This is a genomic window from Acidovorax sp. A1169 (assembly GCF_030704685.1).
In the GTDB taxonomy this organism is placed as follows: domain Bacteria; phylum Pseudomonadota; class Gammaproteobacteria; order Burkholderiales; family Burkholderiaceae_C; genus Acidovorax.
Window position 1 is genome coordinate 200,374 of sequence record NZ_JAUZDX010000001.1, and the last position, 12,638, is coordinate 213,011.

Consider the following 12,638-nt stretch of genomic DNA (forward strand, 5'->3'; position numbering starts at 1 on the left):
CTGGGGTCTAAAGGGCGTCGGTGCTCTGCGCCAGCCGCACGCCCTGGGCGCGCATGGCATCGAGAAAAGCCGTGTGCTGCGCCTCGAAGCCGCCCACGGGGCTCATGCAGTCGGTCAGGAGGGTGATGCGCGCGGGCGTCCAGCCCGGCTGCAGCTGAGGCAGGTGCTGCACGATGTGTTCGGTGGTGGCGCGCACGCAGTGGCTGCTGGCCTCGCCGGCGATGAGCAGCCGGTCGGCAGTGCCCAGCGCTGCAAGCAGGCGGCTGTTCAGGGCCGTGTCCGGGTCGCTCGCATCGGGCACCTCGGCTTGGATGGCGCTGTAGTGCTCGGTGAAGGGATTGGTGCCCTTGAAGACGTTACGCACCGCGCGCTGGCGTTGCAGCTGCCACTCGCCGCAGGCGGCCAGCACTTCGGCATGCACGCCATGGCCCCAACTGCCGATCTCGCAGTGCACGGGCCACACCATGTGGGTATAGCGGCCTTGCCGTTCGAGCGCGTCCAGGTACTGCAGGGTGCGAGGGAGCAGGGCCGCGTTGCGGGGTGCGAAGGCGCCGGCGCGTACCTGGGCGGCGGTGATGGGTGTGAAGGCCGCCACGGCCCGCCCATCCATCTGCTGCCAGTAGCCGGGGTGGGCGATGTCGAACTGCTGGTGTGAATCGAGGGTGACGGTGATGCCGTCGAGCAGTGCACCGCAGGCACGGACGAAGGCGGCCGTGCGCTGCATGTCGGCATGGGCCCCCGCGACCGGCAGCGAGGGGGCGGTGCGCATGCCGGTTACCGGGTCGGCGGGTTGCCAGGCAGCGGGCAGGTCGCAGAAATCGTTTTGCGGGTCGATCACCAGAAGCTGGGTGGTGTGTGCCATGGTTCTTGTCCTTGTCTGTCGGTGGCGCCAGTGTAAATCAGTTAATTCAACTGTGCAACTAAGTTATTCGAAGCCAATGGTGGATGCGTGGCCGGATGACCGGATCGCGCCCCAGGGTGGAGAGGGAGTTCCACCCGGCGCGCCCCTGGGCGAATTTCATTGGACCGGGCGTGCAAAATCTGGCACAAACGAAAACTTTGTGTCTTGTTGCAATGGGTCTTTGGGTCCTGGGATGGGCACGACACCACCACGATGGGGTGCGCCGCGGGCTGCCAAAGCTTGCTTGCCATCCGTCACACATGCTGGCTACAGTCGGCTACGAGGGTTATCCATGTCATTGCGGCTCAAATTCAATCTGGTGCTGGCCTGCGTGCTGCTGGTGGCGGCGGCAGGCACGGGCCTGTACGTGCACCGCTTTCTGCAGAAGACGGCCATCGAAGAGGTGCAGCACAACTCGCAGCTCATGATGCACGCCGCCATGGCCATCCGCGACTACACGACCGAACTGGTCAAGCCGCACCTCGATGTGACGCTGGCCGAGCAGTTCCTGCCGCAGACGGTGCCGGCCTTTGCCGCCACCGAAACGCTGCGCCGGCTGCAGAACCGCTTTCCGGGCTATGAGTACAAGGAAGCGGTGCTCAACCCCACCAACCTGCGCGACCGTGCCAACGAGTGGGAGGAGCGCATCATCAAGGACTTCCGCGAAGGCCGGGCCGATCTCAAGAAGGAAGTGACCGGTGAGGTCGGCGAGGGCATGCACCGCACGCTCTACGTGGCCCGCCCGATCACGATCAAGCAGCCCCAATGCCTGGCCTGCCACAGCACGCCCGCCGCTGCGCCCCCGACCATGCTCAAGATCTACGGCGACAAGAACGGCTTTGGCTGGCAGATGAACGAAACCATCGGCATCCAGGTGGTGCGGGTGCCCATGTTCTACCCGCTTGAGAAGGCGCGCACGACCTTCAACACGGTGATGACGGCGCTGGCGGGCAGCTTTTTGCTGCTGTTCGCGATATTGAACCTGTCGCTGTCGTCGCTGGTGATCGAACCCATGGCGCGGCTGAACCGCAAGCTCGAAGACCTGGCCACCAAGGATTTCCTGACCGATCTGGTGAACCGCCGCAAATTCTTCGAACGGCTGGAGGCCGAGATGGCCGACACGCGCATCAAGAAGAGCAGCCTGTCGGTGGTGATGTTCGACATCGACTTTTTCAAGCGCATCAATGACACCTTCGGCCACGATTCGGGCGACGTGGTGCTCAAGGCCACGGCCTTGCGGGTGCGCGAGCTGCTGCGCTCGTCCGATTGCGCGGCGCGCTTCGGTGGCGAAGAGTTCATCCTGCTGCTCAAAGAGACGCCGGTCGACGCCGCCATGGCCATGGCCGAAGCCGTGCGCGCGCGCATCGCCACCGTGCCATTCGATGCGGTGGGCCATGTGAGCGCAAGCTTCGGTGTGGCCACCTGGAACCAAGTGGAGGATGCGCATGCACTGATCAAGCGCGCCGACACGGCCCTGTACGTGGCCAAGTCCAGCGGCCGCAACTGCGTGGTGCAGGCCAAGGACGCGGTCTGAGCCTGCCGCCTGCAACGCCACGGAACGATCAGGCCGTGGCTGCCTTGGCTTCGTCGTAGTCGGTCAGGTAGTCGCCGGCCAGGGATGTCTTCTGCTTTTCGGTCAGCAGCTTGCCGGCCATCTGGAAGAAGCGGTGTTCCTCTTCCTGGAGATGGTGTTCCACCTTTTCGGCGAGCTTTTTCGCGAGGGGAAGCCAGGCAGGGGTGGCAGGATCGGCCTTTTCCAGTGATTCCACCAGCTCATCGATCTGGTGGTGCTCCGAAATCGCGTGGCGCGACAGGTCCATGCCGGCGTCGAGCTGCATCAGCGGCGCATAGAAATTCCGGTCCTCCGCCAGCTCGTGCGCAGCCAGCTCGGTCTTGAGCTGCGTGAACAGCTCCTGCCGCTCAGGATTATCGCCACTGGTTTCGGTCAGGCGGCGGTACAGGTCGCGCTGCAGTTCGTGGCTTTCGCGCAGGGCTTCGAAGATATTCTGTTGGCTCATGGGGATCCTTGGCGATGAGTGTTGCAGGCTGGGCGGCTTACTTGAGGGCCTTGCGGGCCGCGCCGACACCGATGGCCGCCAGGACCACGAAAATCACCGCCAACACCAGGAACAGCACGAACAGGATCTTGGCAATGCCTGCCGTGCCCGCCGCCACGCCGGTGAAGCCCAGTGCACCGGCGACCAGCGAGATCAGGGCAAAAATGATGGCGTACTTGAGCATGTTGGTTCCTTGCAGTGGGGCAGCATCTGCTGCGAATGGGTGTGAGTGAAAGATACCGGGGTGGGCGTGCGAGGAGCGTCGGCAGGTGCGGAGTGTGGGTGTAGGAGAGCGCCGATCCGATGGAGCGCGGGCCCGGAAACGACAAAGCCGCAGCGCGGTGAACGCTGCGGCCTTGTTTTACAGAAGTTTCCCGAAGAGGGGGAGCGGCGGGCTTACAGCCCGGCTGCAGCACGCAGTGCTGCAGCTTTGTCCGTACTTTGGTCTGCGTTCACATCGCTTACGCGATATGAACTTCGCCCGAAGACCGAAAACCGCGCTATTCGCGTGGCGGGCTTACAGCCCGGCTGCTGCGCGAAGCGCAGCAGCTTTGTCGGTCTTCTCCCAGGTGAACTCGGGTTCTTCGCGGCCGAAGTGGCCGTACGCGGCGGTCTTTTCGTAGATCGGGCGCAGCAGGTCCAGCATCTGGATGATGCCCTTGGGGCGCAGGTCGAAGTGTTCCTGCACCAGTGCGGCGATCTTGTCGTCGGGGATCACGCCCGTGCCTTCGGTGTAGACGGTCACGTTCATGGGGCGTGCCACGCCGATGGCGTAGGCCACCTGGATCTGGCACTGGCGCGCCAGGCCGGCGGCGACGATGTTCTTGGCCACGTAGCGGGCGGCGTAGGCGGCCGAGCGGTCTACCTTCGTTGGGTCCTTGCCGCTGAAGGCACCGCCGCCGTGGGGGCAGGCACCGCCGTAGGTGTCGACAATGATCTTGCGGCCGGTCAGCCCGCAGTCGCCTTGCGGGCCGCCGATGACGAAGCGGCCGGTGGGGTTGATCAGGTATTTGGTGTCCTTGAGCCACTCGCTGGGCAGCACGGGCTTGATGATCTCTTCGATCACGGCCTCGATGAAGCTGGCTTTCATCGTCTTGGCGGTTTCGCTCTGGTCGGGGTGGTGCTGGGTGGAGAGCACCACGGTGTCGATGCTGTGGGGCTTGCCGTCCACATAGCGCATGGTGACCTGGCTCTTGGCATCGGGGCGCAGGAAGGGCAGGCGCCCGTCCTTGCGCAACTGGGCCTGGCGCTCCACGAGGCGGTGCGCGTAGTAGATGGGCGCGGGCATCAGCTCGGGCGTTTCGTCGCAGGCGTAGCCGAACATCAGGCCCTGGTCGCCGGCGCCGGTGTTCAGGTGGTCGTCGCTGGCCTGGTCCACGCCCTGGGCGATGTCGTTCGATTGCTTGTCATAGGCCACGAGCACGGCGCAGCCCTTGTAGTCGATGCCGTAGTCGGTGTTGTCGTAGCCGATGCGCTTGATGGTGTCGCGTGCCACCTGGATGTAGTCCACGTGGGCGTTGGTGGTGATTTCACCTGCGAGCACCACCAGGCCGGTGTTGGTCAGCGTTTCGGCGGCGACGCGGCTGCGGGGGTCCTGCTTGAAGATCGCATCGAGGATCGCGTCCGAGATCTGGTCAGCCACCTTGTCGGGATGGCCTTCGGAGACGGATTCCGAGGTAAAAAGAAAATCGTTCGCCATTTGAATAAACTCCTGTGTTCCGGCATTTGGGGCGTTGCCCTCACCCCGAAGGAGCTTTGGCGAACGCTTTAGCAGATTTATTTAACGTCGCCCTGCAAGTTGCTCATTTAACTCAGCGACCCCGTCATTTTAATGCCATCTTTGTTCCGTCTCTTTTCCGTGTTTCCACTGTGGTTGCTCCACGGCCTGGGCGCAGCCATGGGCTGGGTGGCCTTTCTGGCCTCTGCGACCTACCGGGGGCGCTTTCGCGCCAATGCGGCGCGGGCCGGCTATCGCTTTGGCGAGGTGAGCGCTGCCGTGGGCCATGCGGGCCGCATGGTGGCCGAGTTGCCGCGCCTGTGGCTGGGGGCGCCGCTGCCGTTTCGCATCGAGGGCGGGGCCTGCGTGGAGGCGGCCTATGCCCAGGGCCGCGGCATCCTGTACCTCACGCCCCACCTGGGCTGCTTCGAGTTCTCGGCCCAGGCGGCCGCCCAGCGCTGGAGTGCCGATCACGGCCCCATCACCGTGCTCTACCGCCCTGCGCGCCAGCCCTGGCTGGCCAAGGTGATGGAGACGGCTCGCAATCGGCCCGGCATGCAGGCCGTGCCCACCAACCTCTCGGGCGTGCGCCAGATGATCAAGGCGCTGCGCCGGGGCGAGGCCGTGGGCCTGCTGCCCGACCAGGTGCCGCCACAGGGCCAGGGCCAGTGGAGCCCTTTCTTCGGCAAGGACGCCTACACGATGACGCTGGCCGTGCGCCTGGCGCACCAGACGGGCGCGGTGGTCGTCCTGGCGCGCTGCGAGCGCCTGTCCTGGGGCCGTGGCTACGTGGTGCATTTTGAACCCCTGCCCGCCGCCCCGTTGGCGCAGGACGCTGACGCAGCACTGCTGCAGATCAACCAGGCCATGGAACATCTGATACGACAATCCCCGGGCCAGTACCTCTGGGGCTATGGCCGCTACAAGCAGCCCCGGGTGGAAGCCGCTGCCACTGCTGCAACGCCTGCCGGAGGTGCCGCATGACCGGGCGCCTGGGGGTGTTGTTCATGCGCCTGCTGGCCTTGCTGCCGCTGCGCGTGCTGCGGGGCATGGGCTGGCTGATCGGCCAGGCGCTGTACCTGCTCGCGGCGCCGCGGCGCAAGGTGGCGCTGCGCAATCTGGCGCTGTGCTTTCCCGATGCCACCGAGGCCCAGCGGCGCCAGTGGGCGCGCGAAAGCTTCGTGGGCTTCTGCCAGACCTGGCTGGACCGCAGCTGGCTGTGGTTCGCCCCGCGCGAGGTGGTGCTCGACCGTGTGAAGCTGCAAGGCGCGCTGGACGAGCTGCTGGGCGACACGCCCACCATCATCTTCGCGCCGCACTTCTACGGCATGGACGCAGGGGGCTCCGCCCTCACCTTGCACACCGACCGGGCCTTCACCTCCATCTTCACGCCCCAGCCCGATCCGGCGGTCGACGTCTGGATCCGCAATGGGCGCCAGCGCTTTGGCAATGTGCGCATGCTCAACCGGGGCGATGGCGTCAAACCCATCCTGAGCGGGCTGCGCAAGGGCGGCCTGCTGTACCTGCTGCCCGACATGGATTTCGGGCGCAACGACTCGCTGTTCGTGCCTTTCTACGGCGTGACGGCGGCCACGGTGCCTTCGCTGTCGCGCTTCGCCCGGCTGGGGCGCGCCAAGGTGATCTCCATGGTCACGCGCATCACGCCCACGGGCTATGTGGCCGAGCTCTCACCCGCCTGGCCTGGCTATCCGACGGACGACGCCGAGGCCGACACGGCGCTGATGAACCAGCACCTGCAGTCGTACATCGATGTGACGCCGGGGCAGTACTACTGGGTGCACAAGCGCTTCAAGACCCGCCCTGAGGGCGAGCCTTCGATCTATTGAAGCGAAGCGGGGGCTCCGCTCCCGCGCAGAAAGCCCGCGAGCGCGCTCGCCACCCGATCCGGTTGCTCATTCACGACCCAGTGCGATGCGCCTTCGACCCTGTCGATCTGCAATTGTGGAATCCAGCCCGGCAGGCCATCGAGCAGTCCGGGCAGCAGGGCGGGATCGTCCATCGCCCAGACCACCAGGGTGGGCACCGACACGCTGAGCATGCTGTCGGGCAAGGTGATGCCGGCGATGGCGTTGTCGTCCCCTCGCGGCGGGCGCAGCGGGCTTGCGCGGTAGTAGTTGCAGGCGCCGGTCAGGCCCTGCTGCCACAGCGCGCGGTACTGCGCGCGCACCTCGTCGGTCAGCCACTGCGGCGCCCGGCCTTCGGGGTTGTCAAAAAACGCGAACAGGCGCGCGAAATCATTCTCGGCCAGCAGGGCTTCGGCATCCGGCCTGCACAGGAAATGCATGTACTGGCTGCTGGCCTGTTGCGCGGCGTTGTGCTGCAGTTCGCGCAGAAAGGTGCCGGGATGGGGGGAGTTGACGATGGCCAGGCGCTTCATCCGCTGCGGCTGCTGGTTGGCCAGATTCCAGGCCACGGCGCCACCCCAGTCGTGGGCCACCAGGCATTCGAGTGGCTGGCCGGGGCTGATGGTGTCGATGAGTGCGCCAAGGTCCTGTACCAGGTGCTTGGCGCGGTACGCATCCACCGCAGTGGGACTGCTCGATTCGCCGAACCCGCGCAGGTAGGGGGCCACGCAGTGGTAGCCGCCGTTTTCGGGCTGCGCGAAGTGCGACAGCATGGCGTCCCAGATGAAGGCGCCTTCGGGAAACCCGTGAAGGAACAGCAGCACGGGCCTCCCGGTGGCGCCGCTTTCGCGGCACTGCAGGGTCGTGCCGTGGGGTAAAGGAATGGTGCGGTTGCTGATCATGGCGCTATTGCTATCGTTTTTGTAGCTGCCAGCGCGCATGGGTCCAGCACTGGCGTTCAATCTTCCTCGGGTTCCTGGTCGTCGGCGCTGTCGGCGTCCGGCGCAGGTTCGTCGCCCTGCGCCAGCTCGGCACCAGGCACCGGGTGTGCCCACTGCCACAGCAGCTGGGCCACCTCGTCTACCCCCTGCTTTTTGAGGGCAGAGAACATCTTGACGTCGCCGCCGCCGGCGTGCAGTCGCGTAATCGACAGTATCTTGGCCTGCTCGGCACGGGTGAGCTTGTCGGCCTTGGTCAGCACGATGAGGAACTTGAGCCCTTCCTCGACCCGGGGGCGCACCACTTCGAGCAGGGCTTCGTCGAGTTCCGTGAGGCCCAGGCGCGGATCGCACAGCAGCACGATGCCCGTGAGGCCGGGGCGGCTGACCAGGTAATTGACCATCACCTGCTGCCAGCGCACCTTGTCCGAGCGCGAGACGGCGGCGTAGCCATAACCGGGCAGATCGGCCAGCACGGCGTCCATCACACCCTGTTTACCCAGGGAAAACAGGTTGATGTGCTGGGTGCGGCCGGGCCTCTTGGAGGCGAAGGCAAGCTGCTTTTGCTGTGTCAGCGTGTTGATGCAGGTGGATTTGCCGGCATTGGAACGGCCCACGAAAGCAATCTCAGGCACCGTGATGGGTGGCAGGTGGTGCAGTTGCGCAGCCGTGGTGAGGAATTTGGCCGTGTGCATCCAACCCATGGCGATCTTGGCGTCGGGTGCAGGCGGAAGAGAGCCAGCAACTGGCGCGATAGGGGTGGTCGTCATGAGAAGTTGAGATGCGTGTGGGGCCTCATTGTAGAATCGCGGAGATTTTGCGCACATAAACACACAGACCCTCGATATGAAGTTGCTCGCCTCTATGCTGATGGCTGCCGTGCTGGCAGCACCTGCTTTTCCGGCTTTTTCTGCGGGCGAGACACCCGCGACGCCGCCCAAGGCGGCTGCCAAGCCTGACCTGGTCAAGGGCGAAGCCAGCTTCACGGCGGTGTGCGCGGCCTGCCACGGGGCGGACGGCAACTCGGCCATCGCTGCCAACCCCAAGCTGTCGCAGCAGCATCCTGAGTACCTGGTCAAGCAGCTGCAGGAGTTCAAGTCCGGCAAGCGCAACGATCCTGTGATGAAGGGCTTTGCCATGGCCCTGTCCGACGAGGACATGAAGAACATCGCGTACTGGGTGACGGCCAAGGCGGCCAAGCCCGGGTTCGCCAAGGACAAGGCCCTGGTCTCCCTGGGCGAGCGCATTTACCGCGGCGGCATTGCCGACCGCCAGATCGCCGCCTGTGCGGGTTGCCACAGCCCCAATGGCTCCGGCATCCCGGCCCAGTACCCGCGCCTGTCCGGCCAGCATGCCGACTACACCGCGACGCAGCTCGTCGCCTTCCGCGATGGCAAGCGCGCCAACAGCCTGCAGATGACGCAGGTGGCGGCCAAGCTGAACGACCGTGAGATCAAGGCTGTGGCGGACTACATCGCCGGCCTGCGGTGATGGATCGACTGGCTGACTGATCTTTCTCAAGCAAGGCCCACACAGCGCGGGCCGACCGGAACCAACCGCCAATAACAAACCCAAAAAGGGCGGGTCCATCGAACAGATGGTCCCGTCCTTTTTCTTTGCCTGCCCCATCGCCCCTCTTTCCTCCATGTCTGACAACACCCAAGGCGTTCGCGTCCAGTACGGCTCCAAGGCCTTGCGCGCCGTGATCGAGATGCTGTCTTCGATGCGTTTCGCGATCTCGCTGCTGACGGTGATCTGCATCGCCTCGGTGATCGGCACCGTGCTCAAGCAGCACGAGCCGGCGGCGAACTATGTGAACCAGTTCGGCCCCTTCTGGGCAGCGCTGTTCGGCGCCATCCGGCTCAATGCGGTGTACAGCGCCTGGTGGTTCCTGCTGATCCTGGCCTTTCTGGTGCTGAGCACCTCGCTGTGCATCGCCCGCAACACGCCCAAGATCCTGGTGGACATCCGGGTGTACAAGGAAAACATCCGTGAGCAGAGTCTCAAGGCCTTCCACCACAAAGCCGAGGCCGATCTGCCCGAAGGCGCCGAGGCCGAGGCGAAGCGCATCGGCTCCCTGCTGGCCGGCGGCGGCTGGAAGGTGCGCCTGCAGCAGCGCGACACGCCGGCCGGTGCCGGCACGGGCTGGATGGTGGCGGCCAAGGCAGGTGCGGCCAACAAGATCGGCTACATCGCTGCGCACAGCGCCATCGTGCTGGTGTGCGTGGGCGGGCTGCTCGATGGGGACCTGATCGTGCGTGCGCAGATGCTGCTGGGCGGCAAGACGCCGTATACCGGTGGCGGGCTGATCGCGGACGTGAAGCCCGAGCACCGGCTGTCCGAGCGCAATCCGACCTTTCGCGGCAACCTGCTGGTGGCTGAGGGCACGCAATCGAGCACGGCCCTCCTGAACCAGTCCGATGGCGTGCTGCTGCAGGACCTGCCGTTCGCCATCGAGCTCAAGAAATTCATCGTGGAGCACTATTCCACGGGCATGCCCAAGCTGTTTGCCAGCGAGATCATCATCCACGACAAGGCCACGGGCGAGAAGACGCCGGCCCGCGTGGAGGTGAACCACCCGGCCAGTTACAAGGGCGTGGAGATCTACCAGTCGAGCTTCGACGATGGCGGGTCGCACCTGAAGCTGCGCGCCGTGCCCATGGCGCCGGGCGCCAAGGCCTTCGACGTCGAAGGGGTGGTGGGTGATTCGACCCAACTGACCAACAAGGGCGGTGTGGCGGGCAGCGACACCATGACGCTGGAGTTCACGGCGCTGCGCACCATCAATGTCGAGAACTTCGGTGGTGCCGGCCCGGGCGCCACGGGTGTGGACGTGCGCAAGGTCGACCTGCGCGAGGCCGTAGAGTCGCGCCTGGGCGCCGCCAACAAGACCGTGACCAAGAAGGAACTGCGCAACGTGGGCCCGAGCGTGAGCTACAAGCTGCGCGATGCGGCAGGCCAGGCGCGAGAGTTCCACAACTACATGCTGCCCGTGGACACGGGCGATGGCGTGCCGGTGTACCTGCTGGGTGTGCGCGAGATGCCGGCCGACCCGTTTCGCTACCTGCGGGTGCCTGCCGATGACCAGGGCGGGATGGACGGTTTCCTGCGCCTGCGCGTGGCACTGGCCGACCCGGCGGCGCGCGAGCAGGCGGTGCGCAGCTATGTGGCGCAGGCCATTGACCCCTCGCGGCCCGACGTGGGCGAGCAACTGGCGCAATCGGCCCTGCGCGCGCTGGCGCTGTTTGCCGGTAATGGCATTGTGGACGGCAAGCCCACGGGCGGGCTGCAGGCGATTTCCGACTTCATGGAATCCAACGTGCCGGAGGCCGAGCGGGGCCGTGCAGGCGAAGTGCTGATCCGCATCCTGAACGGCACCCTGTTCGAGTTGGCGCAACTGTCGCGCAAGAATGCGGGCCTGCAGCCCCTGCCGCCGGACGACAAGACGCGCGGCTTCATGACGCAGGCCGTGCTGTCGCTCAGCGATGCGCAGATCTACCCGGCGCCGGTGGCCTTCGAGCTCAAGGACTTCACGCAGGTGCAGGCCAGCGTGTTCCAGGTGGCCCGCGCGCCCGGCAGGAACATCGTCTACCTGGGCTGTGCCTTGCTCATTCTGGGCGTTTTTGCCATGCTCTACATCCGCGAACGCCGCATCTGGGTCTGGGTGGCGCCGCAGGGGGATGGCACGCATGCCATGATGGCGCTCTCGACGAATCGCAAGACCATGGACGGCGACCGGGAGTTTGTAGAGCTCGCAGAAAAACTGATCGGGGCACCGCCCCTGCAAGGCAACCCATGAACACGGCCACCCGCAACACCACGATCACCCTGAACGAAGGGTTTTTCTCCCGCCGCAACTGGCTGGACTGGGCCTTTGCGGCCATCGTCGCTGTGGGGGCGCTGTATGCGCTGCAGCGCTATGGCAACTTCATGGATGTGTACGAAAAGGGAATCCTGCTCGGGGCCATTCCGTCGACCATCTGGCTGGGCTGGTTCTGGCGCCCGCTGCGCACGCTGATGCTGGTGGTGACCGCAGTGGCGCTGATGGCCATCGGCCTGTACCAGGTCGATGGGGTGGGCAGCCTGGCGCGTGCCGACACGGTGTTCGGGCTCAAGTACTTCCTGTCGAGCCAGTCGGCCATTCTGTGGATGAGCATGCTGTTCTTCATGAGCACGGCGTTCTACTGGATTGGCATGTTCGCGCGTGGCGAGGGCCACACCATGAATCTGATCGGCTCTCGCCTGGCCTGGGTGGCCGTCGGCATGGCGCTGATCGGCACCCTGGTGCGCTGGTACGAGAGCTACCTGATCGGGCCCGACATCGGCCACATCCCGGTGAGCAACCTGTACGAGGTGTTCGTGCTGTTCTGCTGGATGACGGCCGCCTTCTACCTGTACTACGAAGCCCAGTACAAGACACGCGCCCTGGGCGGCTTCGTTATGCTGGTGGTGAGTGCAGCGGTGGGCTTTCTGCTGTGGTACACGGTGGTGCGCGAGGCGCACGAGATCCAGCCGCTGGTGCCTGCGCTCAAGAGCTGGTGGATGAAGCTGCACGTGCCGGCCAACTTCATCGGCTACGGCACGTTCGCGCTGTCGGCCATGGTGGCATTTGCCTACCTGATCAAGCAGCAGGCCACGGAGACGCGCTGGTACAAGCTGGCGCCGCTGTGGCTGCTGGGCGTGGTACTGTGCTTCGAGCCCATCGTGTTCCGCCAGGGCGCGACGGAGAACGGTGGCAGCTACTGGATGGTGTATTTCGGCATTTCGGCGCTGATCGTCGCGGGCATTCTGCTCGGTCGCCGGCGCATCGCCGAGCGCCTGCCTTCGTTCGAGATCCTGGACGATGTGATGTACAAGGCCATCGCCGTGGGCTTTGCGTTCTTCACCATTGCCACGGTGCTGGGCGCGCTGTGGGCGGCCGAGGCCTGGGGCGGCTATTGGAGCTGGGACCCCAAGGAGACCTGGGCGCTGATCGTCTGGCTCAACTATGCGGCCTGGCTGCACATGCGTCTCATGAAGGGCCTGCGTGGCACGGTGTCAGCCTGGTGGGCTCTGGTGGGCTTGGCGGTCACGACCTTCGCCTTCCTCGGGGTCAACATGTTTCTGAGCGGGTTGCACAGCTACGGGACGCTGTAGGACGAGCACGCGACGGCGGAGGAT

At 65.3% G+C, this 12,638-nt stretch carries 12 protein-coding genes; 6 read left to right on the top strand and 6 right to left on the bottom strand.

Annotation, left to right across the window (positions count from 1 at the left end; genetic code table 11):
* Positions 1–7: 7 nt before the first annotated feature.
* Complete coding sequence (locus QYL93_RS00885) at positions 8–862, bottom strand: cysteine hydrolase (RefSeq protein WP_305741898.1); 855 nt, start codon at positions 860–862, stop codon at positions 8–10.
* 331 nt (positions 863–1,193) lie between these two features.
* Here QYL93_RS00885 and QYL93_RS00890 point away from each other — a divergent pair, with 331 nt between their 5' ends.
* Positions 1,194–2,435 carry a diguanylate cyclase gene (locus QYL93_RS00890; protein WP_305741899.1) on the top strand — a complete coding sequence of 414 codons (1,242 nt, stop codon included), beginning with the start codon at positions 1,194–1,196 and terminating at the stop codon, positions 2,433–2,435.
* Between the two features lie 28 nt (positions 2,436–2,463).
* On the opposite strand, the gene QYL93_RS00895 is transcribed toward QYL93_RS00890, so the two are convergent.
* From QYL93_RS00895 to metK, 3 genes are all read right to left on the bottom strand, one after another.
* Positions 2,464–2,919 (bottom strand): hemerythrin domain-containing protein, encoded by a 456-nt coding sequence (locus QYL93_RS00895; RefSeq protein WP_305741900.1) that lies wholly within the window; start codon positions 2,917–2,919, stop codon positions 2,464–2,466.
* 37 nt (positions 2,920–2,956) lie between these two features.
* On the bottom strand, positions 2,957–3,142 hold the full coding sequence (locus QYL93_RS00900) for a DUF1328 domain-containing protein (protein WP_305741901.1): 186 nt from the start codon (positions 3,140–3,142) through the stop codon (positions 2,957–2,959).
* A gap of 333 nt (positions 3,143–3,475) precedes the next feature.
* Positions 3,476–4,657 (bottom strand): methionine adenosyltransferase, encoded by a 1,182-nt coding sequence (metK, locus tag QYL93_RS00905; RefSeq protein ID WP_305741902.1) that lies wholly within the window; start codon positions 4,655–4,657, stop codon positions 3,476–3,478.
* Positions 4,658–4,789: 132 nt separating this feature from the next.
* On the opposite strand from metK, the gene QYL93_RS00910 reads away from it, so the two are divergent.
* Together QYL93_RS00910 and QYL93_RS00915 are read left to right on the top strand one after the other, a co-directional pair.
* Entirely contained in the window at positions 4,790–5,659 is an 870-nt protein-coding gene (locus tag QYL93_RS00910) for a lysophospholipid acyltransferase family protein (protein WP_305741903.1), read from the top strand.
* On the top strand, positions 5,656–6,522 hold the full coding sequence (locus QYL93_RS00915) for a lysophospholipid acyltransferase family protein (protein ID WP_305741904.1): 867 nt from the start codon (positions 5,656–5,658) through the stop codon (positions 6,520–6,522). Before QYL93_RS00910 ends, QYL93_RS00915 begins: the two co-directional genes overlap by 4 nt.
* On the opposite strand, the gene QYL93_RS00920 is transcribed toward QYL93_RS00915, so the two are convergent.
* Entirely contained in the window at positions 6,516–7,442 is a 927-nt protein-coding gene (locus QYL93_RS00920; protein ID WP_305741905.1) for an alpha/beta fold hydrolase, read from the bottom strand. The two genes, QYL93_RS00915 and QYL93_RS00920, sit on opposite strands and share 7 nt — an antisense overlap.
* 56 nt (positions 7,443–7,498) lie before the next feature.
* Positions 7,499–8,248, bottom strand: a complete 750-nt coding sequence (gene yihA / locus QYL93_RS00925) for a ribosome biogenesis GTP-binding protein YihA/YsxC (RefSeq protein WP_305741906.1) — start codon at positions 8,246–8,248, stop codon at positions 7,499–7,501.
* Positions 8,249–8,324: 76 nt separating this feature from the next.
* Here yihA and QYL93_RS00930 point away from each other — a divergent pair, with 76 nt between their 5' ends.
* The 3 genes from QYL93_RS00930 to ccsB all read left to right on the top strand — a co-directional run bounded on the left by QYL93_RS00930 (position 8,325) and on the right by ccsB (position 12,614).
* A complete protein-coding gene (locus QYL93_RS00930) occupies positions 8,325–8,969 on the top strand; it encodes a cytochrome c (protein WP_305741907.1) in 645 nt (214 codons plus the stop codon).
* A 154-nt stretch (positions 8,970–9,123) separates the two neighbouring features.
* Complete coding sequence (locus QYL93_RS00935) at positions 9,124–11,277, top strand: cytochrome c biogenesis protein ResB (protein ID WP_305741908.1); 2,154 nt, start codon at positions 9,124–9,126, stop codon at positions 11,275–11,277.
* Entirely contained in the window at positions 11,274–12,614 is a 1,341-nt protein-coding gene (ccsB, locus tag QYL93_RS00940) for a c-type cytochrome biogenesis protein CcsB (RefSeq protein ID WP_179681965.1), read from the top strand. The genes QYL93_RS00935 and ccsB overlap by 4 nt, the downstream gene beginning before the upstream one ends.
* Positions 12,615–12,638 lie beyond the last annotated feature (24 nt).